18 protein-coding genes are annotated in these 23,156 nt (G+C 55.9%); 13 read left to right on the forward strand and 5 right to left on the reverse strand.

Annotation, left to right across the window (positions count from 1 at the left end; genetic code table 11):
* Window positions 1-479: 479 nt before the first annotated feature.
* Window positions 480-1,175, reverse strand: coding sequence for a cyclic nucleotide-binding domain-containing protein (locus ABWV33_RS19310; protein ID WP_113821985.1), 696 nt, complete (start codon window positions 1,173-1,175; stop codon window positions 480-482).
* Window positions 1,176-1,421: 246 nt separating this feature from the next.
* On the opposite strand from ABWV33_RS19310, the gene ABWV33_RS19315 reads away from it, so the two are divergent.
* The 9 genes from ABWV33_RS19315 to ABWV33_RS19355 all read left to right on the forward strand — a co-directional run bounded on the left by ABWV33_RS19315 (window position 1,422) and on the right by ABWV33_RS19355 (window position 13,909).
* On the forward strand, window positions 1,422-2,843 hold the full coding sequence (locus ABWV33_RS19315; RefSeq protein WP_113821941.1) for an MFS transporter: 1,422 nt from the start codon (window positions 1,422-1,424) through the stop codon (window positions 2,841-2,843).
* Window positions 2,844-2,899: 56 nt separating this feature from the next.
* Window positions 2,900-4,507 carry an MFS transporter gene (locus ABWV33_RS19320; RefSeq protein ID WP_353333103.1) on the forward strand — a complete coding sequence of 536 codons (1,608 nt, stop codon included), beginning with the start codon at window positions 2,900-2,902 and terminating at the stop codon, window positions 4,505-4,507.
* A 64-nt stretch (window positions 4,508-4,571) separates the two neighbouring features.
* Window positions 4,572-8,297, forward strand: coding sequence for a nitrate reductase subunit alpha (locus tag ABWV33_RS19325; RefSeq protein WP_353333105.1), 3,726 nt, complete (start codon window positions 4,572-4,574; stop codon window positions 8,295-8,297).
* Window positions 8,294-9,814, forward strand: coding sequence for a nitrate reductase subunit beta (narH, locus tag ABWV33_RS19330; RefSeq protein WP_113821944.1), 1,521 nt, complete (start codon window positions 8,294-8,296; stop codon window positions 9,812-9,814). Before ABWV33_RS19325 ends, narH begins: the two co-directional genes overlap by 4 nt.
* Complete coding sequence (gene narJ, locus ABWV33_RS19335; protein ID WP_353333107.1) at window positions 9,814-10,539, forward strand: nitrate reductase molybdenum cofactor assembly chaperone; 726 nt, start codon at window positions 9,814-9,816, stop codon at window positions 10,537-10,539. Before narH ends, narJ begins: the two co-directional genes overlap by 1 nt.
* Before the next feature lie 11 nt (window positions 10,540-10,550).
* Entirely contained in the window at window positions 10,551-11,243 is a 693-nt protein-coding gene (narI, locus tag ABWV33_RS19340) for a respiratory nitrate reductase subunit gamma (RefSeq protein WP_353333109.1), read from the forward strand.
* A gap of 6 nt (window positions 11,244-11,249) precedes the next feature.
* Window positions 11,250-12,026 carry a peptidylprolyl isomerase gene (locus ABWV33_RS19345; protein WP_353333111.1) on the forward strand — a complete coding sequence of 259 codons (777 nt, stop codon included), beginning with the start codon at window positions 11,250-11,252 and terminating at the stop codon, window positions 12,024-12,026.
* Window positions 12,027-12,035: 9 nt separating this feature from the next.
* A complete protein-coding gene (locus tag ABWV33_RS19350) occupies window positions 12,036-12,653 on the forward strand; it encodes a carbonic anhydrase (RefSeq protein ID WP_353333113.1) in 618 nt (205 codons plus the stop codon).
* Window positions 12,650-13,909, forward strand: a complete 1,260-nt coding sequence (locus ABWV33_RS19355) for a molybdopterin molybdotransferase MoeA (protein WP_353333115.1) — start codon at window positions 12,650-12,652, stop codon at window positions 13,907-13,909. Before ABWV33_RS19350 ends, ABWV33_RS19355 begins: the two co-directional genes overlap by 4 nt.
* On the opposite strand, the gene ABWV33_RS19360 is transcribed toward ABWV33_RS19355, so the two are convergent.
* Entirely contained in the window at window positions 13,910-14,797 is an 888-nt protein-coding gene (locus ABWV33_RS19360) for a LysR family transcriptional regulator (RefSeq protein WP_353333117.1), read from the reverse strand. It abuts the gene before it with no gap.
* A 98-nt stretch (window positions 14,798-14,895) separates the two neighbouring features.
* On the opposite strand from ABWV33_RS19360, the gene ABWV33_RS19365 reads away from it, so the two are divergent.
* The 4 genes from ABWV33_RS19365 to ABWV33_RS19380 all read left to right on the forward strand — a co-directional run bounded on the left by ABWV33_RS19365 (window position 14,896) and on the right by ABWV33_RS19380 (window position 19,768).
* A complete protein-coding gene (locus tag ABWV33_RS19365) occupies window positions 14,896-16,347 on the forward strand; it encodes an aldehyde dehydrogenase family protein (protein ID WP_353333119.1) in 1,452 nt (483 codons plus the stop codon).
* Between the two features lie 123 nt (window positions 16,348-16,470).
* Complete coding sequence (locus ABWV33_RS19370; RefSeq protein ID WP_113821952.1) at window positions 16,471-17,454, forward strand: membrane dipeptidase; 984 nt, start codon at window positions 16,471-16,473, stop codon at window positions 17,452-17,454.
* Between the two features lie 5 nt (window positions 17,455-17,459).
* Window positions 17,460-19,148 carry a hypothetical protein gene (locus ABWV33_RS19375; RefSeq protein WP_353333121.1) on the forward strand — a complete coding sequence of 563 codons (1,689 nt, stop codon included), beginning with the start codon at window positions 17,460-17,462 and terminating at the stop codon, window positions 19,146-19,148.
* Window positions 19,145-19,768 carry a DUF3726 domain-containing protein gene (locus ABWV33_RS19380; protein ID WP_353333123.1) on the forward strand — a complete coding sequence of 208 codons (624 nt, stop codon included), beginning with the start codon at window positions 19,145-19,147 and terminating at the stop codon, window positions 19,766-19,768. The genes ABWV33_RS19375 and ABWV33_RS19380 overlap by 4 nt, the downstream gene beginning before the upstream one ends.
* Before the next feature lie 55 nt (window positions 19,769-19,823).
* Here ABWV33_RS19380 and speB read toward each other — a convergent pair whose 3' ends face one another.
* From speB to ABWV33_RS19395, 3 genes are all read right to left on the reverse strand, one after another.
* A complete protein-coding gene (gene speB / locus ABWV33_RS19385) occupies window positions 19,824-20,672 on the reverse strand; it encodes an agmatinase (protein ID WP_353333125.1) in 849 nt (282 codons plus the stop codon).
* Entirely contained in the window at window positions 20,669-21,838 is a 1,170-nt protein-coding gene (nspC, locus tag ABWV33_RS19390) for a carboxynorspermidine decarboxylase (protein ID WP_353333338.1), read from the reverse strand. Before nspC ends, speB begins: the two co-directional genes overlap by 4 nt.
* A gap of 99 nt (window positions 21,839-21,937) precedes the next feature.
* Window positions 21,938-23,149 (reverse strand): saccharopine dehydrogenase family protein, encoded by a 1,212-nt coding sequence (locus tag ABWV33_RS19395; protein WP_113821957.1) that lies wholly within the window; start codon window positions 23,147-23,149, stop codon window positions 21,938-21,940.
* Window positions 23,150-23,156: the final 7 nt, after the last annotated feature.

Genomic DNA, 23,156 nt, shown 5'->3' on the forward strand with positions numbered 1-23,156 from the left:
TGGAAACAAAGCCAACGACATCCCTTAAACATCTAACCACATTACGCACGCACCCCTCCCAAAACACCCTTATCCACAGACTCACCCTCCAAATCCACCGAACAACACCACAAATCCAAGAGGCATAACTCATTTCTTCACCAAGAATCAGACCTTCGGTCATGCGGAATTCACTTCGATACGGGGGTTCACCTATAAGAGTTCAGCACCCCCCCTCCTGTCTCCCTCCTCAGGCTCCGCTACTATCGTGTGTCAGATTTCAAAGACGTTGTATCGTTCGGTATTACTCAGGAATGTACGCGGCCTTCGTTCATAACCTTGAAGGACTGTTCATTGAGTAGACATTGAGAACGCAATGAGAGCTGCACCGAACACGTGCCTCGCATTTTTGAGTTCCCTAGGAAGATGAAGATAATGCCGAGGCCAATTTGCGCCTCTGAGCAGTCAAGTTGTTTATGCCACAGTCTCTAAGCGATGTGTCAAACCGAAAAATCGTCGATCAAAGGGTCTGGACGAGCCAACTGATTAAGGTCTTCCAAGTTGGTGATCGTTACTTTTGCCGCGTCGACTTGAACACCATAGGGCCGCAACGCCTTGATTGCGCGTGACAGGTTTTCTGGCGTCATGCCCAAAAAGGACGCTAATCTGCGCTTATCCATCATCAGGTCAAATTCCAGCGAACCCGCGCGAATTTGGCTTCGCGAGATATAGTTTGCCAACCGCTCCAGAGACGTTCGCAATTTGAGGTTCTTCGTATTCTTAACCACCGAGCGATAGCAATTCGCCAGTTCATTGACCACGGAGCGGGCAAAAACACCGTCTTGTTCAAACGCGGTGCGCACATCATTGGACGGCAACAAAACAACGCGCGACTTTTCAACCGTCCGTGCCGACATCAAATATGGCCCGTCTTTGATGGTAGCAGCCAGAATGAATGTCGAGATCGGGCGCACCATGGCCATGGTCGTATCCCGCCCATTCCAATTTGCATAAAGCTCGACGCATCCCCCAACTACGATATGCAAAAAATCCGCAGGATCGCCCTCTTCGACCAAGTCGATCTGTGGTGGAAAGTTCTGAACATAGGCTCCGCGCACCAGAACTTTGAATGTGTCATCAGACATGTTCTGAAACAAATCCAGAGTTCGAATCTCGGGGATATCTTCGGGTCGCATCAACAGCTGCCTAATTGGGTATTTTGACCTACATCGGCCATCCAATTGATATTTGTCAACCGGCAGGCGGATATCTGCCACATTCAAAGGCGGCATTTTCACTCAGGCCACCCCACGTCCGTTGGGCCGTCATTTATTTCGACCGGGGCACGCGAAAAGCATGACATAGATCAAGTGGGTCTCGGTTCGCATAATAAAAGAGTTCCTCCAACTGTTTTGGCCTCGTGCCAATAGACGGAGGGACCGATGGAATTACAAAACAAGGCAACAAGCCTCTGGGGCAACTTCTTCAACGTGAAGATGGTGCAAATCAGAACCTTCCACATGACGTGGTTTGCGTTCTTTTCATGCTTTTTCGCATGGTTCGGCATCGCGCCGCTGATGATTATCGTGCGTGACGAGTTGAACCTCACAAAAAATCAGGTGGGCTGGTCGATCATTGCCTCGGTTACGGTGACGGTTTTCGCGCGCTTCTTCATAGGCTGGCTCTGTGACCGGATCGGGCCGCGGTTGGCATATACCTATTTGCTGATGCTGGGGGCATTCCCAGTCGCCCTGATCGGTTTGGCCGACAGCTTTGAAGCCTTTTTGTTCTTTCGCCTGTTGATCGGTGTGATCGGTGCTGCATTCGTCATCACACAGTACCACACCACTGTGATGTTCGCGCCCAACGTTGTGGGCACCGCAAACGCAACCTCGGCTGGTTGGGGTAACTTGGGCGGCGGCGTCACCCAATTCGCCATGCCCATGGTTTTTTCGATGTTCGTTGTCGGTTTTGGTTTTTCCGAAGCGGTGGGTTGGCGCCTGTCGATGGTGGTTGTGGGCTGTGTGATCTTCCTCACCGGTATCGCCTATTACTTCCTCACTCAGGATGCGCCTGACGGCAATTTCAAAGAACTGCGCGAAAAAGGCATGATGCCACCCAAGAAATCGGTCACCGGAGACTACTTCCGCGCCATGGCTGATTACCGCGTGTGGGTTTTGTTCCTGATTTACGGGGCTTGCTTTGGGATCGAGCTGACCGTCAACAACGTCGCCGCGCTCTATTTCTATGACTACTTCGACCTCAGCCTTGTTGCTGCGGGTGGTGTGGCTGCCTCATTCGGCTTGATGAACATCTTTGCCCGAACCCTGGGCGGCATCTTTGGTGACAACTTCGGTGCACTCTGGGGCCTCAAGGGGCGCTCGTTCTGGCTGTTCGTTGTGCTCTTGGGCGAAGGCTGTGCCTTGATGATCTTTAGCCAGATGCAGGTTCTGTTCCTCGCATTGCCCATGCTCATCATCTTCTCGCTGTTCACCCAGATGGCCGAAGGCGCGACCTATTCGGTTGTTCCCTTTATCAACAAAAAGGCATTGGGCGCTGTTGCCGGTGTGGTTGGTGCAGGCGGGAACGCTGGTGCGGTGGCTGCAGGCTTCCTGTTCAAAGGTGCGATGGAGTGGAACGACGTGTTCCTGATCATCGGGATTACCGTTGCCTGCGCCTCGGTTCTGGCCTTCTTCGTGCGTTTCTCTGAAGAGCAGGAAGAAGAAGAACGTGCCAACCTCGAAGCGGCACACCTCAACACCCTACGCGTTCGTGCGGATCGTGCCAACGCAGCCTTGGCCCGCTCGGTCGATGTGGTCGAGCAATACAATCGCGCGCACCCCGAAAACGCCAAATCATTCTGAAATAATACGGCGCGCCAACAAGGCGTGCCACAACCCTCATCCTGAGGAGGACTAAAGTGGGACAAGACCTAAGAAACTACACCCCGGAAGACGAGGCCTTTTGGTCGTCGACCGGTAAGTCAATTGCAACCCGCAACCTGTGGATTTCAATCCCGTCGCTGCTGTGTGGCTTTGCTGTCTGGCTGTACTGGGGCATCATCACCGTTCAGATGATCAACCTTGGTTTCGATTTTGAAAAATCAGAACTGTTCACACTGGCAGCCATCGCTGGCCTGACTGGTGCAACACTGCGCATTCCGTCTACATTCTTTATCCGCATCGCCGGTGGGCGAAACACCATCTTTTTCACCACTGCCCTGCTGATGATCCCTGCCCTCGGAGCCGGGTATGCGTTACAAAACCCCGATACGCCCCTGTGGCAGTTCCAGATCCTCGCCTTCCTCAGCGGTATCGGCGGCGGTAACTTCTCCAGCTCGATGTCCAACATTTCGTTCTTCTACCCGAAAAAGGTTCAAGGCTATGCACTGGGCATGAACGCGGGTCTGGGCAACTTTGGTGTGACCACCATGCAGATCGTTATCCCGCTGGTGATGACATTTGGCCTGTTCGGCGGCGAACCAATGATTCTGGAAAACACCTCGGGCACCCTGATTGGTAAAATCCCTGCCGGAACCGAGACCTACATTCACAACGCGGGTTATGTCTGGCTGCTGTTGCTCATTCCACTGGCCTTTGCGGGTTGGTTCGGCATGAACAACATTCGTGACGAGCACGTCAGCCCCGATATCCCCGGTCCTGTTGGCGCGTTCTCAACCATCACCTTTATGTTGTTGATCGGTTTTGTAACTGCTGCCTTTGGTCTGTGGCTGATGTTGCCCGCCAAAGTTGGTGGATCCGGCTTTATGGTTTCAAAGTGGATCGTTCTGCCCATCGTAATCGCCCTGACCGTATTCCTGCTAAAACTGATCCCCGGTCAGATCGGTCAGAACCTGACTCGTCAGTACAAGATCTTTGGCAACAAACACACTTGGGCCATGACCGTGATCTATACCATGACCTTTGGCTCGTTCATCGGCTACGCCGCAACCTTTGCCCTAGCAATCAAAGTGGTCTTTGGCTTTCAGCACGTCGAAGTTGACGGTGTCATGACCCATGATCTGGCCAACCCCAACGGTCCTTCGGCCCTGATGTATGCTTGGATGGGCCCTTTCATCGGCGCGTTGATCCGCCCCGTGGGTGGTATGATCGCGGATAAATTGGGCGGTGCCCGGGTTACCCAGTGGATCTCGATCGTTATGGTCGCTTCGGCACTGGGCGTGGCTTACTTCCTGAAACAGGCCTATGTTTCCGCGACCCCGGAAGAATTCTTCTTCCCCTTCATGGTGCTGTTCCTGATCCTGTTCGCTGCCACCGGTATCGGCAATGGTTCAACCTTCCGCACCATCGCGTTTGCATTCGACAAAGAGCAAGCTGGCCCGGTTCTGGGTTGGACCGCTGCGGTCGCTGCCTACGGCGCGTTCATCATTCCCAAAGTGTTCGGCGAACAGATCAAAGCCGCGACGCCTGAGTACGCTCTGTATGGTTTCGCCGTCTTCTACGGCGTCTGCATCCTGATCAACTGGTGGTTCTACCTGCGCCCCGGCGCATACATCAAAAACCCCTGATCCAGCCCGCCCGCCTGCCCCGGCACAGATCGGGGCAGGCCAGCCAATCCAAGGAGGCCTAAGAATGAGCCATCTGCTTGATAAATTGAACTTCCTTCAGCCCAAAAAGCTGGACACGTTCGCCAACGGCCACGGGGTCACAACCCGCGAGAACCGCGATTGGGAAGACACCTATCGCAACCGCTGGCGGCACGACAAAATCGTGCGGTCGACCCATGGTGTGAACTGTACCGGGTCCTGCTCTTGGAAGATCTACGTGAAGTCGGGAATTGTCACCTGGGAAACCCAGCAGACTGATTACCCACGCACCCGCTCCGATCTGCCCAACCACGAACCACGCGGCTGTGCCCGTGGCGCTAGTTACAGCTGGTATCTCTATTCCGCGAACCGGGTGAAGAACCCGTTGATGCGCGGCAAACTGGCTAAAATCTGGCGCAAAATGCGCGCCACGATGAGCCCGATCGAGGCTTGGACCAAGCTCCAGAATGACCCGATCCTGCGCGCGTCTTATGTCGAAAACCGTGGCAAAGGAGGCTTTGTCCGCTCCACTTGGGACGAGTCGACCGAACTGACGGCTGCTGCCAATGCTTATACCGCCAAAACCTACGGCCCCGACCGAGTCTTTGGATTCTCGCCCATTCCTGCGATGTCGATGGTGTCTTACGCCGCTGGCTCGCGGTATCTCAGCCTCTTGGGCGGCACATGTATGTCGTTCTACGACTGGTATTGCGATCTGCCACCCGCCTCGCCGATGACATGGGGCGAACAGACCGACGTTCCAGAATCTGCTGACTGGTACAACGCTGGCTTCCTGCTGCTCTGGGGCTCGAACGTGCCACAGACCCGGACACCAGATGCGCACTTTTACACCGAGGCACGGTATCGCGGCACCAAATCCGCCGTCATCTGCCCCGACTATTCCGAAGCCGCCAAATTCGGTGATGTCTGGCTGGCCCCTCAACAGGGCACGGACGCGGCACTGGCAATGGCCTTTGGCCACGTGATCCTGCGCGAATTCCACCTCGACCGTCAGGCCGAGTATTTCGAAGATTACTGCCGCAAGTATTCCGACTTCCCCATGCTGGTGAAGATGGAAGAAAAAGACGGCAAGCTGGTTCCCGGCCGGTTCCTGCGTGCCGACGATCTGGACGGCAAACTGGGCGAAGACAACAACCCCGAATGGAAAACTGTCGCCTATGATCGCACAGCCAAAGGCTTTGTCGCGCCAAACGGGTCTGTCGGTTATCGCTGGGGTGAAGACGGCGAATGGAACCTCGAAACACGCGCGGATGGCAAAGACACACAGTTGGCCATGACCTTTGTGTTGGAAGAAGATCACGACGAAGTAGTCGGCGTCGATTTCCCATACTTTGGTGGCTTGGCAACTGAAAACTTTGTCAAATGTGACCACCCCGACGTACTGACACGCAATATCCCGGTGAAAACAGTCAAAACGGGTGAGGGCGACGTTAAAGTTGCAACCGTCTTTGACCTGTTCTGTGCCAACTATGGCTTGGATCGCGGGTTGGGTGGCGAATGGGTTACATCTGACTATGACGCCGATATCCCCTACACCCCCAAGTGGGCTGAAAAGATCACTGGCGTCTCTGCAGAAAAGATCGTCACCGTTGCTCGCGAGTTTGCACTGAACGCCGAAAAGACCAAGGGCAAGTCCATGGTCATCCTCGGCGCTGGTTTGAATCACTGGTACCACATGGACATGAACTATCGTGGTATCATCAACATGCTGGTGATGTGTGGGTGTATTGGTCAATCCGGTGGTGGCTGGTCCCACTATGTGGGTCAGGAAAAGCTGCGTCCGCAAACCGGCTGGCAACCCCTGGCATTTGCGCTCGATTGGGCCCGCCCACCGCGCCACATGAACTCGACCTCAGCTTGGTATGCCCACACCAACCAGTGGCGTTATGAGACCCTGAAATCGGATGAGATCCTGTCCCCCACCGCCCCCGAAGGCGATTGGGATGCCAGCCTGATCGATTACAACATCCGAGCGGAGCGCATGGGCTGGTTGCCCTCGGCTCCACAGCTCAAAACCAATCCGTTGGAGGTTACCAAAGCGGCCAAAAACGCAGGTGTTGAGATCAAGGATTACATCGCTGACAAACTGACATCCGGCGAGTTGGAAATGTCCTGCGAAGACCCGGATGCGCCTGAAAACTGGCCACGTAACCTGTTCATCTGGCGGTCCAACCTGCTTGGGTCTTCGGGCAAAGGTCACGAATACTTCCTCAAGCACCTGCTTGGCACCGACCACGGTGTTCTCGGTAAGGATCTGGGCGAAGAAGGCGGCGAAATGCCGAAAGAGGCCAAGTGGCACAAGGATGCCCCCAAAGGTAAACTTGACCTGCTGGTCACGATCGACTTCCGTATGTCCACCACCGCCGTCTATTCGGACATCGTTCTGCCGACGGCATCCTGGTATGAGAAAAACGACCTCAACACCTCGGACATGCACCCGTTCATCCACCCGCTGCAGGCGGCTGTAGACCCGGCGTATGAATCGAAATCAGATTGGGAAATCTTCAAGGCCATCGCCAAGAAGTTTTCCGAGGTTGCCCCAGAGATTTTGGGCAAGGAAACCGATGTTGTCGCTCTGCCGATCCTGCACGACACCCCTGCCGAAATTGCCCAGGATCAGGTCAAGGATTGGAAGAAAGGCGAATGCGACCTGATACCCGGTAAAACCGCACCCAACTATGTGCCGGTCGAACGGGACTACCCTGCGCTGTATGATCGCTTCACTGCTCTTGGCCCATTGATGGACAAGGTCGGCAATGGCGGCAAAGGCATCGCTTGGGATACCAAGCATGAGGTGCAGGAACTGCGCGATCTGAACGGTGAACACCGCGACGGCTACAACGCAGGCATGCCCAAGATCGTGACGGATATCGACGCCACCGAAGTCATCCTGATGCTGGCACCCGAAACCAATGGTGAGGTTGCCGTCAAAGCGTGGGAAGAGATTGAAAAGGCAACTGGACGTGAACACAAACATCTGGCCGAAGGTCAGCAGCATGTGAAAATCCGGTTCCGCGACATCGCGGCTCAACCGCGCAAGATCATCTCATCGCCCACATGGTCGGGCATCGAGAGCGAGGAAGTCTGCTATAATGCCGGCTATACCAACGTTCACGAATTGATCCCATGGCGCACCCTGACAGGTCGACAGCAGCTCTATCAAGATCACCTGTGGATGCGGGCCTTTGGCGAAGGGTTCTGTACATATCGCCCTCCGGTCGATCTGAAAACGATCACCAAAGACGTGCAGGATGACGGCGACAGCCTTGTGCTGAACTTCATCACCCCACACCAGAAATGGGGTATCCACTCGACCTATTCAGACAACCTGTTGATGCTGACGCTGAACCGGGGTGGACCTGTGGTCTGGTTGTCCGAAGTGGACGCCAAGAAGGCCGGGATCGTGGATAACGATTGGATCGAAGCCTACAACGTCAACGGTGCACTCACTGCCCGTGCCGTGGTGTCCCAGCGGATCCGCGAAGGGTCGGTCTTTATGTACCACGCACAGGAAAAGATCGTGAACACACCGGGGTCGGAGAAAACCGGCAACCGTGGTGGGATCCACAACTCGGTCACCCGTACGACGCTGAAACCCACCCATATGATCGGCGGCTACGCGCACCAATCCTATGGCTTCAACTACTACGGAACCGTCGGCAGCAACCGAGACGAATTCGTCGTCGTCCGGAAAATGAAGAACGTCGACTGGCTTGACGACGAGCCGACCACGAAGGAGGCCGCAGAATGAGAGTACGCGCACAAATCGGCATGGTGCTGAACCTCGATAAATGTATCGGGTGCCACACATGCTCAGTCACCTGCAAGAACGTCTGGACCAGCCGCGACGGTGTCGAATACGCTTGGTTCAACAATGTGGAAACCAAACCCGGCACCGGCTATCCAAAGGACTGGGAAAACCAGAACAAATGGAACGGCGGCTGGGAGCGAACAAAATCCGGCAAACTGCAACCAAAGCAGGGCGCCAAATGGCGCATCCTGTCCAACATCTTTGGCAATCCGGATCTGCCCGAAATCGACGACTACTATGAGCCGTTCGATTTCGACTATGACCACCTGAAATCGGCCCCCGAGGTCAAGGCGTTCCCCACTGCCCGCCCCCGGTCCAAGATCACCGGCGAGCGGATGCAGAAAATCGAGATGGGCCCCAACTGGGAAGAAATCCTGGGTGGCGAATTCTCGAAACGCTCTGAGGACTATAACTTTGAGGGCATCCAAAAGGAGATCTACGGCGAGTACGAAAACACCTTTATGATGTACCTGCCGCGTTTGTGCGAGCACTGCCTTAACCCGGCATGTGCAGCGTCGTGCCCCTCAGGTGCGATCTACAAGCGCGAGGAAGACGGCATTGTCCTGATTGATCAGGAAAAATGCCGCGGCTGGCGCATGTGTGTCTCGGGCTGTCCTTACAAAAAGGTCTACTACAACTGGGAAAGCGGCAAATCCGAGAAATGCACCCTGTGTTACCCACGTATTGAATCTGGAAATCCAACCGTCTGTTCCGAAACCTGTGTGGGTCGAATCCGGTATCTGGGCGTTATGCTCTATGATGCGGATAAGATCGAAGAGGCGGCCAATGCGCCAGACGAACAGGACCTGTACGACGCCCAGCTAGGTGTCTTCCTTGATCCCAACGATCCCGAAGTGATCGCAGCGGCCCGTGCCGATGGCGTGCCCGAGGATTGGATCAAAGGCGCACAGGAAAGCCCGGTCTGGAAAATGGCAATGGATTGGAAAGTTGCCTTCCCACTGCACCCTGAATACCGGACCCTGCCTATGGTGTGGTACATTCCGCCACTCAGCCCAATCCAGAACGCAGCCGAGGCTGGCAAGATCGGTCACGACGGCGAAATGCCCGATGTCCGCTCTTTGCGTATCCCGGTCAAGTATTTGGCCAACATGCTGACCGCTGGGGATGAAGCCCCTGTGGCCCACGCGTTGGAACGGATGCTGGCTATGCGCGCCTATATGCGGTCCAAAACTGTGGATGGTGTGATCGACGAGGGCATCGCCCAGCGCGTCGGTCTGGACAGCGCAATGATCGAAGACATGTACAAGATCATGGCTCTGGCCGACTACGAGGATCGTTTCGTAATCCCAACCACCCACCGCGAACAGGTCGAAGATGCCTATGAACTGCGTGGCGAATGCGGCTTTACCGACACCAACGGCTGCTCGCCGGGGATTTCCAAAGGCTCGCTGTTTGGCGGCAAGAAGAAAGCCCTAAAAATGCCGGAGGCAATGTAATGGATCGCTCTCTTAAAGCGCTTTCGCTGTTGCTCAGCTATCCTTCAACCGAACTGCAGGCAGCCATGCCAGAAATCAGCGGCGTGCTGATGTCGGATACCCGCATGACCACGGTTTGCCGTCGCACCCTCAGCCAGTTGTTGGATAAGCTGGCCACGGACGACATATATGATCTGCAAGAGTCCTATGTCGGGCTCTTTGATCGCTCGCGCACCCTCTCGCTCAACCTGTTTGAGCACGTCCATGGTGAAAGCCGGGACCGAGGTGGCGCGATGGTCAGCCTGGTGGAAATGTACCGTGAGGCCGGGTTTGACCCGGTCACATCGGAACTGCCTGACCACCTGCCCGTTCTGCTCGAATTCCTGGCGACGCGTCCCTTTGCGGAAGTTCAGGATACCTTGGCGGACGCGGCTCATATCTTAGACACACTAAGCGAACGGCTTGCCCGTCGCGAAAGTGGATATGGTGCCGTGTTCGCCGCTCTTTTGCAGATCGCGGATGCCAAGGTTGACAAGGCGGCCGTCGCCGAGCTGCTCGAGCAGCCCGAAGACGATCCAACCGATCTAGATGCGCTCGACGCTGTTTGGGAAGAATCCGAAGTCACCTTCGGCCCAGATCCGAACGGTGGCTGTCCTCAGGTCCGCGATATGCTGGCCAACATGGACACTCCTGTGAACCCCGCACCCAATCCAGCCGTGGGCGCATCTGCCCAAGCGGCTGAGTAACGGAGGCTCAGATGCACGATTTTTTCTTTGGAACTTACCCCTACATCGCACTGACAGTGCTCTTTGTGGGATCAATCGCACGGTATGAAACCGAACCGTTTACTTGGAAATCCAGTTCATCCCAGATGCTGCGTCGCAAGCAGTTGATCATGGGCTCAGTCTTATTCCACATCGGTGTTCTGGTGATTTTCTTTGGTCATCTGATCGGCCTGTTGACCCCGATCTGGATCTTTGACGCTCTGGGCATCAGCCACGGTGCCAAACAATTGCTTGCAGTTCTTGCTGGTGGCGTTGCTGGCATCATGGCGCTGGTGGGTGGCGGTATGCTTTTTCACCGCCGCTGGACCGACCCACGCATCCGCCGCACCTCCAGCTTTGCTGACATCGGCATTCTGGCGCTGCTGTTGCTGCAACTGGTGCTCGGCATCCTCACCATCTTTGTGTCGCTGGGGCACTTGGACGGCCACGAAATGACCAAGTTCATGGCCTGGGCGCAGGGGATCTTTACCTTTGACAGCCAAGCCGCAAGCTACATCGCGGATGTTTCCCCGATCTTTAAGCTACACTTGTTCTTGGGGTTGACCATTTTCATCCTGTTCCCCTTCACCCGGTTGGTTCACATGTTTTCCGCACCCGTTCGCTATCTGGCACGTCCGGGATATCAGGTGGTTCGGTCACGTCGCACCCCCCCTCCAGCGGAGTAAGAGCAGATGAACGCACCTCTGTTCCCCCCGATCTTGGTCAATGGGTCCACAATTTCTGCCGCGGATATCGCGGCAGAGGCCCAAAACCAGCAAGCGCCCAAAGGCAAACCCGGCCTAGCTTGGCGTAAAGCCGCGCGAGCGCTGATCATCCGGCACTTACTGCTGGCTCAAGCAAAGGAGTTGGCCGTCGAGGCCTCTCCAACCGAAATCGCCCCGGGCAAATTTGAAACCGAGGAAGAAGCGCAAATTCGCGCCGTCTTGGATCACGCTCTAACACCTGATGCGGTCGAGACTGAAACGCTTCGGGCCATTTATGATCGCGATCCCGGAAACTTTCGCGCGCCAACGCTCTATCAACCGTCCCATATCCTGTTTTCAAGTGAAGACGCACAGATCCGGGCTGAGGTCGCGCTGAAGACCCTGCTAAAGTCACCTCGGGATTTTGCCGCACTCGCCTCACGCGAAAGCGATTGTGGGTCCAGAGAGGCAGGCGGCCAACTCGGCCAGCTGAGCAGCGGCGATACGGTGCCCGAATTCGAGGCCGTGATGCGGATTGCCGAAGAAGGGCAAATCCACCCTGAATTGGTGAAAACGCGGTATGGCTTGCATATCCTTCGCATGGATGCGCGCGCGGATGGGGAAATCCTCCCCTTTGAATCCGTCCAGCCACGCCTTCGGGATGCCGCTGAGAAATCTGCTTGGACTCATGCCGCCCAAGCCTATGTCGCGGGCCTGTTGGATACAGCCGACATTCAGGGGATCGACCTGAGCCAACCCTTTTAGGAGCCAGCCATGCTGACAGACCTGCTGACACGCAATCGCGGCTGGTCCGCGGACCGGACCGCTGGCGATCCGGACTACTTCACCGGACTCGCCGCACAGCAAGCGCCCGAATATTTCTGGATCGGTTGTTCCGACAGTCGGGTGCCTGCAAATGTGGTGGCAGGTCTGGCCCCCGGCGAAGTGTTTGTGCATCGCAACGTAGCAAACGTTGTGCATTCCTCAGATATGAACCTGCTTAGCGCGCTGGAATTCGCAGTCGATGCGCTCAAAGTGCGGGAAATCATCGTCTGTGGCCACTACGGCTGCGGCGGTGTCCAAGCCGCAACCGAGGACTTGCCACATGGCTTGGCCGACCATTGGCTGGAACCCATTCGCCGGTTAGCCCGGCAGTATTCAGTCGATCTGTCCCGGTCGACCAATCATGAAGCCCGCCGCGATAAGCTTGCTGAATTGAATGTGATCGAAGGAGTCATGCGCGTGGCCGAAACGCCGATCCTTCAACGTGCATGGGCCAATGGCAGTGAAATCGCAGTGCATGGATTGATCTACGGCCTGCGCGATGGGCTGTTGCATGACCTCAACTGCACGATCAGCCGCGGACACCTGCACCAAGAGGTAACATCATGACTTTGTTCGACCGAATTGATACCCCCGGGTGCGGTTGTGACACCAGCGATCTTGCAGCGACGCTTTTGCCAGTCGACACCGCCCTCAATCGCGGATTGGCCTTGGTTGATCCTTTGACTGCTACCGAAGATTTGCCCCTGCATCAGGCAAACGGCCGCGTTCTCGCAAGGCCCGTCAAAGCCCGCGCTGATCTTCCGCGTTTCGACAATTCGGGGATGGACGGCTATGCGCTGCGGCTGACCGATCTGAATGGCACCAAAACGCTCCCGGTATGCGGTACCAGCGCGGCCAGTGATGCGCCTCAGCCCCTTCCTGCTGGAACCGCCATGCGAATTTTCACTGGAGCGCCAGTTCCCGCCGGGGCCGATACTGTTGTGATGCAGGAATGGACCACGCGCACGGGTAACATGGTAACCTTCGAAAAACGCCCCCAAACCGGCAGTAATATTCGCCGGCAAGGCGAAGATCAGCGCGCGAACGCCACGGTGCTGACAGCCGGCCAACGCCTAAACGCACGCCATCTTGCGATCTGCGCAGGTGCTGGGCACGGCAGCGTTTCAGTCGTTTGCAAACCCAAAATCGCGCTGCTGATGACAGGCGACGAGCTGATCGCACCGGGAGCAGAGGCCACAGGTGGCGCGATATGGGACGTCAATACGCCCTTGCTAACGTCTGTGCTGAGTGATGTGGCTGATATCAGCTTTGTCTATCAGGTCCCTGACAGTTTTGACGCCATGATCGACGCCATTAAATCAGCGGCACAAGACGTGGATTTGGTCATCACATCCGGCGGGGTTTCGGTTGGAGATCGGGATCACGTGAAACCAGCCCTTAACCTGCTTGGGGCTGAAACCGCTGTAAGCGGCGTCGCCATCAAACCTGGCAAGCCGATTACATTGTCCCGGCTCGGACGAGTGCCGATCATCAGCCTGCCGGGCAACCCGCTTTCGGCCTATGTGACTTGGCAAGTGTTTGGCAACCCAATGCTGAACAAGCTATGCGGGCTAACAGAGGCTGTCCCCCCCAGACGTTTGGTCCGCGCGCAAACTGAATTGCGGCACAAACCCGGAAGGTGCGAGTACCGCCCTGCCCGGTTCTGCGGAATGGATCACTCCGGACTTGAGGTCGTGGAATGCCCTTCAGCGACACATTCGGGACATTTGGGTCCAATGGCACAGGCTGATGGATTGGTTTTGATTCCCGGAGACATCGACAAAACAGCCACCGGTGACTTGCTGGAATTTATGCCTTTCTGATCACCGGGTTCCGATCAGGCTCCAATCCGTGTCCAGAATGACCTCGCACATATCTTGAGCTTGGGCAAAGAAGGGGGTTTTTTCTCGCAACAACAGGCTGACATGCCGGTGATCCTGTAGATCCGCCAAGGGGCGAAACACCAGATCCGATGGGGCGATGCGCGCGACCGTTTGCGGCAGGATAGTCACCCAGTTCCCTGACCGGATCATTGAAATCAGCGACAGAGTATTGCGCGCCGACAGCTTTGCCTGCGCGCTCGCGGTTTGAAACTGTTCAGATCCGATCGACAGGCACAGATCGTTCCGCACAAAACCCGCCGCTAGAACCTGACCCATTGTCGGCTCTTCCACCTGCTTGGCCAAAGGGTGATCGACAGAACAAATCAATCCAAACGGATCTGACAATAGCGGCTGGGCTTTGACACCGTTCAACACGTGTTTGGGCGATGCGATACCGATATCAGCATACCCCCCGGTCAGGGCATCTACCACCTGTTGGGAATCTGTATCCCGCAACTCAATATCAATCCCGGGGTGGCGGCGCGTAAACTCTTTGACGATGACCGGAAACACCAAGCTCGCGACCGAGGGCACTGACACAATGCGAATGACCCCCTGTGGCGCCTTTGCAGAGGTTTCGATGGCCCTAACGGTTTCGTCGAATTGGCGCAGTTCGGTTTGGGCCAGCTCGAATACCTGTTCCCCCAGCCGCGTCAGCCGGTTTTTGCGGTCGCTTTCGAACAGCCGGTTGCCCAGATGATCCTCTAGCTGTTTCAGCGTCATCGACACCGCAGATTGGGTGCGCCCCAACCTTTGTGCAGCCTCTGCCAATGTCCCGGTTTGGGCCACGATACTGAAACATCGCAACATTTCGATCTTAATTGCCATATTTCAAAATTCCTGAAATTTTCTTCAATTATTTGAATTTGACTGATGCTGCACTCAGAGTCCATCCTGCAATCAAGCCAACCTCATTGGAAATTGTTATGTCTGATCTGAAACTGAACCTCATCGCTGGCGAATGGATCTCTGGCGAAAGCGAAATCGAAAATCGTAACCCTTCGGATCTGAGCGATCTGGTTGGTACCTTTGCCCAAGCCAGCGCCGATCAGCTGGACGCAACTCTGGATCAAGCCCGTGTTGCACAGGTCGAATGGGCCGCCTATGGGCTCGAGCGCAAGCAGGCCGTGCTGAATGCGATCGGCAACGAAATGATGCAGCGCGCCGAAGAGCTGGGCACCTTGCTCAGCCGCGAAGAAGGCAAACCACTGGCCGAAGGCAAAGGCGAAGTGTTTCGCGCCGGTCAGTTCTTTACCTACTATGCTGCTGAATGCCTGCGCCAATTGGGTGAAAACGCCGATTCCGTCCGCGATGGCGTTGAAATCGACGTGCGTCGCGAACCCATCGGCACCGTTGCCATCATCAGCCCGTGGAATTTCCCAACCGCAACCGCATCCTGGAAAATCGCCCCTGCGCTCTGCTACGGCAATGCCGTTGTGTGGAAGCCCGCAAATGTGACACCCGCCTCTGCTGTGGCACTGGCAGAAATCATCAATCGTCAGGACATCCCCAAGGGTCTGTTCAGCCTCGTTATGGGTTCGGGCGGTTCTATCGGTCAGCGTCTTGTCGAAAGCCCCAAGATCAACGCCATCTCCTTCACCGGCTCGGTTCCCGTTGGCAAAGGCATCGCATCCGCCGCGATCCAGAACCTGACCAAAGTGCAAATGGAAATGGGTTCGAAAAACGCACTGGCCGTGATGGATGACGCCGATCTGGATCTGGCGGTTTCGCTGGCTCTGGGTGGCGCGTTTGGTGGCTCAGGTCAGAAATGTACCGCCTCATCGCGTTTGATCGTACACGCCAATATTCACGACGCCTTTGTCGAGAAATTGGTTGCAGGCACACAGGCGATGAAGGTTGGCCACGCGCTGGAAGCCGGCATTCAGATGGGCCCCGTCGTCAGCCAACAACAGCTGAGCGAAAACCTTGCCTACGTTGACTTGGGCACAACCGAAGGCGCCGAATTGGCCTGTGGTGGTGCACGTTTGGACATGCCACACGACGGTTTCTACATGTCCCCCGGCGTGTTCCTGAACACCAACAACGATATGCGCATCAACCGCGAAGAAATGTTCGCGCCCCTGACCAGTGTCATCAAAGTCGGCAGCTATGACGAGGCACTCGCCACCGTCAACGACACCAACTTTGGCCTGACCTCGGGCATCGTGACCCAGTCACTGGCCCGCGCCACGCACTTCCGCCGCAATGCGCGCACCGGCGTTGTGACCGTGAACCTGCCAACTGCTGGCACAGACTATCACGTGCCATTTGGCGGCCGCGGCGACAGCTCTTACGGTCCACGCGAACAGGGCAAGAACGCGGCTGAATTCTACACAACCGTCAAAACCGCCTACATCAGCGCAGGCACACCGGTCTAAGACCGCTCAGACAAAGAAATGTATCCGGCCATTGGCCGGGTACAGCGCCCGACCCTCCCCACCAGAGGGCGCTCTGATCCCTGTTCAGGGTCAGACGGGCTGTCAAATTTACAGGGGACTTCCATGACCAATTTTCGCATCGACAACCTGCAATATGCCAACTGGTCCGAAAAGATCTTTCGCCAGATGCGCGAAGGCGGGTTGGACGCAGTACATGTCACCATTTCCTACCACGAAAACTTCCGCGAAACGGTTCTGAATTTTGAACAATGGAACCGCTGGTTTGAACAATACCCGGACCTGATCATGAAAGGTCAGTGGGCCAGCGACATCGACAAAGCCCGCGAAACCGGACGTACCGCGATCTTTTTCGGGTTCCAAAACCCCAGCCCGATCGAAGACGACATCGGTCTGGTGGAAATCGTGCACACCCTTGGCGCCCGCTTCATGCAGCTCACCTATAACAACCAGTCCCTGCTGGCGACCGGCTGCTATGAGTCCGAAGATCCCGGCATCACCCGCATGGGCAAACAGGTCATCAAAGAGATGAACCGCGTTGGTCTGGTGGTCGACATGAGCCATTCGGCAGATCGCTCTACCATCGAAGCGGCTGAAATTTCCGAACGCCCCATCGCCATTACCCATGCCAACCTGCATTCTTGGGCGCCTGCTTTGCGCAACAAAAAAGACGACGTTGTCCGCGCGGTGACCGAACGTGGTGGCATGTTGGGCTTTTCGCTCTACCCTCATCACCTCAAGGGGAAATCGGAGTGCAAATTGGAAAGCTTTTGCCAGATGATCGCACAGGCGGCAGATCTCTATGGCGCTGAACATCTAGGGATCGGCTCCGATCTGTGCCAAGATCAACCCGACAGCGTTGTCGAATGGATGCGTGTTGGCCGCTGGAGCAAGGAAATCGACTATGGCGAAGGCTCAGCAGCAGCGCCCGGTTTCCCCCCCATGCCCAGCTGGTACGAAGACAACCGCCACTTTGGCAACCTAGAGGATGGCCTCAAAGCGATTGGTATGAACCCGGAAGAAGTCACCGGGATCATGGGAGGAAACTGGTATCGGTTCTATGCCAAGAACTTTACACCGCAGGGATAACCGCCATGCTGGACGCACAGAATAACAAGATAGAACGCCGCGAACCGGCACAGGTGATGCGTCTGTCGCGCCTCGGCTCGCTGCATCAATGCCGCCTAAGTTTTATGCGCAATCTTACGCGTCGCATGGCGCGCGAGGGGTGGCAATTTTCCCGTCCGGTGTTTGATATCAACGACGCTGGCGTTGGACGGGCCGTCTACAGCGCAAAGGGGCCTGATCGCACCTACTCGTTGGTGGCCTTTGCACATGATTTGCCAGCTGAATTGCGCTCGGACCGTGTGATCGCAGAAGCCTGGGACGCGACATTTGCCTTGTTCGATGGGGTTCCCACCACCGAAGATGTGGACCGCCTGTCCCAAAACGTTCCCCTGCAAGAAGCAGGCCGGGTCAGCGAAAAGGAACTGTCCCTGTCACGGGCAAACCGGTCTGGTCGGCTCTGGGCCCATGTGGTTGATTCACTAGCCGCAGGCCATCAGCCGGATGCGGACCAGATTGCGCAAGTTGGGTACCTGATGCGCACGACAGCCGTTTACGGATCGGGCAAATTCGGCGCAGCGGATCGCGAAAAACTTTCGGATCGCCCCGAAATGAACGCCCCGTTTCAAGCTGAAATGCTGTCTGTGTTTCTCACGCGCGCTTTTGTCCGCGATCTGGTGCAGCACATGGCGCAAGCGAAAGGCGGTGATACCGCAGTTCCTTTGGACCCCGCCCTAGCGCGCGATTTCGGGATCGGCAATTCGACAGGCTTGGGCATGGCCCCCTTCATCGTCAATCACCCGATCCTGTTCAACAATTGGATCATGGCCCGCGAAGAAGCGATCGCCCGCGTTCGCAATGTTGAAACTGCCACGCCCGACGCGGTCACCACCTTCCGCAATCTGCTTCACCGCAGTGAGGCCTCGATCCACAATTGGCATTCAGCTCATGAAATCCAAATCGCAAAGCTTGCGACTTTGCGCAAGGATCTGCAGACAATCAGTGGTTTTGTTGCCGGGGATGATTTGCTGAACGATCACCCTTGGGATCGCATGCACAGGTGGGCTGCTAAGACGCTATCAGAAGATGGGCAGGAGCTGCTCGCCTCGCTGATGCTAGAGCCATACGGTGACTTGGTGGACACCCTCACACAAGATATGTCTGACAACGCCTCTGATGCTTTCGTCATTGATGGTCACCAGACGATTTCGCAAAGTCGCGACCAGATCGAAAATAGCTTTGGCTGGGCTTTGGGCATAGATTGGGCATCTCGCGAAAACATCGCGCGCGCTTGGTATGTATCCGAGGAAAAACTGGAACCCCGGTTGGGCGAGCGATTTGATGAGCCAATCGCAGAGTATGAACAACCACTAGCCCCGGCCCGAGATGCGGCCCTTGCCCATGCGGCAATGATGGGTTGGGACGCAGGACAACCCGTTGCAGATTTCCTTTTGCGTCACCCAGAACACCGTCACACCATCCGGCGCGCGCAAATCAATGCGACGGCACCTTACAGCGAAATCCACGACAACACGATCAGCGCGACAGTGCTGCCCATCGACATGTTGCGTGCCAAACTTGCCTTCTTTGGCGCAACGCATTTTGATCCACGATCAGATCGCTGGGTGCGGATCAGCATGTATTCAGGCGCGCCTTATCCCGAAGATCTGAACCAAGGAAACGCAGACCTGTGGGTCTATCCAGAGGTGTCGTCATGAACCTGTCCCTGAACGAAGTCGAAGTCACCGCGAAGAAGGCCGCACGTGGTGCGGGCTATAGCTGGGGCCTGGCCGAAGAGGCTGGCAAAGCGACACGCTGGCTCTGCGCTCAAGGTCTGGATGGGTGTGGGATACTTGCTGATCTCTTGTCCGCGACCGACGGTCAGGACCTTTCAAAAATGAGCCCAACCGCGTTGGACAATGAATGGACGGCAGCATCCGGGCAACTGTGCCCATTGATCGCCGGGGCTTCCCTGTCAGATCATTCTGCCCAGATCTCTCAATCTGGCTTGAAACTAGGTACGGTTTTGTCGCCCCTGTTTTTGATCCCCTTTGTCGCGCGCCTAAACGGACAGTCGATTAGGGTTGAATGGAACGGTGGATCTGCTGTGACCGATGGGGGAAATCTATCCCTGTCTTTGAACGGCACACCCACAGCAAGCGCCGTAACTGTCCACACGACGGATCAACCTGTCCCTTTATCTGTAGTACACACGCGCGCAGAACCGAGTGATCAGGATTGGGCCACCCTCATACAGTTGACTGGGCGAACCTATGCGCCGGCAACCGAAGAGTCTCGGCTGCTCGGGGCCGGATCTGGGTTGTCTGACGCGGACTAAAAGAGCGGCACAAACGTAAAAAAGGCGCATCCAACCGGGTGCGCCTCTTTCTATTCTATGCGGTCGCTGCCGCCATCAGTCGATAAACGATCTGCGCCGCTGTGAAATCCCAAGCGGCATTGCCATCAGGTGCCAGTTCCACAACATCAAAACCAACGCAGGTCCGCCCCTTCAGGGCATGTTCAACAAGATGCAGCGCTTGGTAATATCCCAGACCACCCGGTACTGGCGTTCCGGTTGCGGGCATTTGAGACGGGTCCAGCCCATCCACGTCAAAACTGACATAAACCAGTTCGGGAAAATCCTCTGGCAGATCGACGGCGTGAATATTTGCCGTGACCAGCTCTTCGGCATCTTTGTAGAAGACACCGTTTTTCGTACGACTTTCGGCCTCTTGTGTACAAAGTGCGCGCACGCCGAATTGCGCCAGCTTTACGCCCTCTTCTGCCAGCAAATGCATCACAGATGCATGCGAGTGCCGATTGCCCTGATAGGCCACCCGCAAATCTGCGTGCGCGTCAATCTGAACGATCCCAATCGGATTACCCAAAGCCCGCGCTACGCCCATAACCGCACCATAACTCAGCGAATGTTCCCCGCCGAGCGTTACCGGAACTTTGCCAGCCTTTACGGCCGCCTCAGTGCGCGCGGCCAAACGCTCCATCACATCCGGCATGTCGCCAGTGCAATCCACAGCTGGTTCTGTCACGATGCCCTGCGCACAGGGTTCTATGCCCTGACACAAGCGTTCCAGCTCATTCGACGCCTCGATGATTGCCTCTGGGCCTTTGGCCGTGCCGGACCCATAGGAGACTGTGCGCTCTAATGGCATCGGGATCACGCGAAAACGGGCATCTGAACCACGCTCGGACGAGCTGAGTTCACTGTCGAGGAAAATGCTCATGAGAGTCTTTCTTTGAAATCATCATAACTGAACTGTTTCACGATCTGCAGCGCATCAGTTTCACTGTTCCACAGCGCGATGGTCGGCAGGGGTACCCCGTTGAAGGTGTTGGTTTTCACCATCGAATAATGCGCCTGATCCAGAAAGGCAAAACGATCACCGACCTGTAGGGGCTGCGCCCAAGTGTAATCGCCAATCACATCACCTGCCAAACACGATGGCCCGCCCAGACGATAAGTGTGGCCCGTGTCGGTCTCATTCATCAAGGCCGGGCGATACGGGGCTTCGATCACATCAGGCATATGACAGGTCGCAGAGATATCCGTGATCGCAAGATCCATCCCGTTTTCCGGTAGATCGAGGATTTCACCAATCAGAATTCCTGCATCCAATGCCACGGCTTCACCCGGTTCAAGATACACGTCGATGTCGTATCTGGCCCGGATCTCTTTGATGAACGCAATCAAAGCCTCGCGATCATAATCATCGCGGGTGATGTGATGGCCGCCACCAAAGTTCACCCATTTGAGTTGCGACAGGTAAGGGGCCAATCGCGGCTCAACCGACGCCCACGTCCGCGCCAACGGATCAAACCCCTGTTCACACAGCGTATGCATGTGCACCCCATCAACCCCAACCAGCGTTTCGCGCGTCACTTGCGAAACAGGCGTTCCCAAGCGTGAACAAGGCGCACAAGGGTCGTATTTGGGAATTTCGCCCTCGGAATGTTCCGGGTTGATCCGCAATCCAACCTGTTTGCCAGCAGCCTGACATTTGGCCAGAAACCTGTCTTTCTGAGTGGGACTGTTAAAAATTACATGATCGGACAGCGCGATAATTTCATCAATCTCACTGTCTTTGTAACCTGCGCAAAACGTGGCCACTTCGCCTCCGTATTCTTCGCGCCCTAATCGGGCCTCAAAGATACCGCTCGCACAGACGCCGCCAAGGTGCTGACGTACCATCGGGGCCAAAGCGAACATCGAAAACGCCTTGAGCGCGCTGAGCACATGAGCCCCGGACCGGTCCGCAATATCGCCTAGAATAGTCAGGTTCCGTTCAACAGCCTTTTCGTCGACCACAAAGCACGGTGTCGGCACACGAGACATATCAAAGCTGCGGAAAGCGCCGGCATCACCGGCCTGAGTGGTCATCATCTCGGACAAGATGAACCCTCCGTATGAGGCAGGGGCAGCGCCCGACTGCGCGTGGATGTGAATGCCCGGCGACCTTGTCACCGGGCAACTCTTTTTTTTACGGATAACTTAGAAGTCGACCGGGCCGTCAAGCTCGTGAACTTGCCACGGCAGACCATGCTCGTTCAGCATGTCCATGAAGTTGTCGGGATCTAGCTGTTCCATATTCCAGACGCCGGGTTCTTTCCAGTTGCCCTTCAACAGCTGCGCGGCACCGATCATAGCGGGCACACCAGTCGTGTAGGACACGGCCTGCGATCCAACTTCGGCATAGCACTCTTCGTGATCACAGATGTTGTAGATGTAGAAAGTCTTTTCACCCGAGCCATCCTTGGCTTGACCCGTCGCGATATCGCCGATGCAAGCCTTGCCCTTGGTTTCTTTGCCCAGGTCACCGGGATCGGGCAACAAGGTCTTGAGGAACTGGATCGGAATGATTTTCTGACCGTCATGCACAACCGGATCAATCCGCGTCATACCGACGTTTTCCAGAACCTTGGCGTGCATGATATAGGCATCGCCAAAGGTCATCCAAAAGCGGGCGCGCTCAATCTCGGGGAAGTGGGTGCTGAGTGACTCCAGTTCCTCGTGATACATTAGGTACATGTTTTTCTGCCCGATTGCCGGGAAGTCGAACTCGACCTTGTGGGTCATCGCAGGGCTGTGTTTCCATTCACCGTTTTCCCAGTGACGCACTTCGGCCAGCACTTCGCGCAGGTTGATTTCCGGATTGAAGTTGGTGGCAAATTCCTGATCGTTTGACCCACCGTTTGCGTCCAAAACATCAATCTGGCGGATAGTATCCAGCTTGTGTTTCTTCAACCAAGTGGCAAAGACAGACGTGACGCCCGGATCAAAGCCAGAGCCAAGGATGGCGGTCAGGCCAGCCTCTTTAAAGCGATCCTGATAGGCCCACTGCCAATGGTATTCGAATTTGGCCACATCTTCGGGCTCGTAATTCGCGGTGTCCAGATAGTGGCACCCGGCCTCTAGGCAGGCGTCCATCAGCACCAGATCCTGATATGGCAGCGCCAAGTTTACCAAAAGCTCCGCCCCGGTTTCCTTGATCAGCGCGACAGTCGCGGCCACATCGTATGCGTCCAACGCGGCGGTCTTGATCTCAACGCCCACACGGTCCTTAACGGCCGCGGCAATGGCATCGCATTTCGACTTGGTGCGACTTGCCAGCGTGATATCGGTAAAGATATCGCTGTTCATCGCCATCTTGTGCACTGCGGCGTGGGAAACGCCCCCTGCACCGACAACCAGTGTCTTACCCATGCGCAAA

This window comes from Phaeobacter sp. NW0010-22 (genome assembly GCF_040365955.1).
Classification (GTDB): Bacteria; Pseudomonadota; Alphaproteobacteria; order Rhodobacterales; family Rhodobacteraceae; genus OMPR01.

What these genes read in the sequence shown, in the direction of transcription:
- ABWV33_RS19325 (WP_353333105.1), top strand. Translation starts at nt 4,572, where the DNA reads ATGAGCCATCTGCTTGATAAATTGAACTTCCTTCAGCCCAAAAAGCTG.
- narI (WP_353333109.1), top strand. Translation starts at nt 10,551, where the DNA reads ATGCACGATTTTTTCTTTGGAACTTACCCCTACATCGCACTGACAGTG.
- narJ (WP_353333107.1), top strand. Translation starts at nt 9,814, where the DNA reads ATGGATCGCTCTCTTAAAGCGCTTTCGCTGTTGCTCAGCTATCCTTCA.
- ABWV33_RS19370 (WP_113821952.1), top strand. Translation starts at nt 16,471, where the DNA reads ATGACCAATTTTCGCATCGACAACCTGCAATATGCCAACTGGTCCGAA.
- ABWV33_RS19310 (WP_113821985.1), bottom strand. Translation starts at nt 1,175, where the DNA reads ATGCGACCCGAAGATATCCCCGAGATTCGAACTCTGGATTTGTTTCAG.
- ABWV33_RS19315 (WP_113821941.1), top strand. Translation starts at nt 1,422, where the DNA reads ATGGAATTACAAAACAAGGCAACAAGCCTCTGGGGCAACTTCTTCAAC.
- ABWV33_RS19345 (WP_353333111.1), top strand. Translation starts at nt 11,250, where the DNA reads ATGAACGCACCTCTGTTCCCCCCGATCTTGGTCAATGGGTCCACAATT.
- ABWV33_RS19375 (WP_353333121.1), top strand. Translation starts at nt 17,460, where the DNA reads ATGCTGGACGCACAGAATAACAAGATAGAACGCCGCGAACCGGCACAG.
- ABWV33_RS19365 (WP_353333119.1), top strand. Translation starts at nt 14,896, where the DNA reads ATGTCTGATCTGAAACTGAACCTCATCGCTGGCGAATGGATCTCTGGC.
- ABWV33_RS19360 (WP_353333117.1), bottom strand. Translation starts at nt 14,797, where the DNA reads ATGGCAATTAAGATCGAAATGTTGCGATGTTTCAGTATCGTGGCCCAA.
- ABWV33_RS19380 (WP_353333123.1), top strand. Translation starts at nt 19,145, where the DNA reads ATGAACCTGTCCCTGAACGAAGTCGAAGTCACCGCGAAGAAGGCCGCA.
- ABWV33_RS19355 (WP_353333115.1), top strand. Translation starts at nt 12,650, where the DNA reads ATGACTTTGTTCGACCGAATTGATACCCCCGGGTGCGGTTGTGACACC.
- speB (WP_353333125.1), bottom strand. Translation starts at nt 20,672, where the DNA reads ATGAGCATTTTCCTCGACAGTGAACTCAGCTCGTCCGAGCGTGGTTCA.
- narH (WP_113821944.1), top strand. Translation starts at nt 8,294, where the DNA reads ATGAGAGTACGCGCACAAATCGGCATGGTGCTGAACCTCGATAAATGT.
- ABWV33_RS19395 (WP_113821957.1), bottom strand. Translation starts at nt 23,149, where the DNA reads ATGGGTAAGACACTGGTTGTCGGTGCAGGGGGCGTTTCCCACGCCGCA.
- ABWV33_RS19350 (WP_353333113.1), top strand. Translation starts at nt 12,036, where the DNA reads ATGCTGACAGACCTGCTGACACGCAATCGCGGCTGGTCCGCGGACCGG.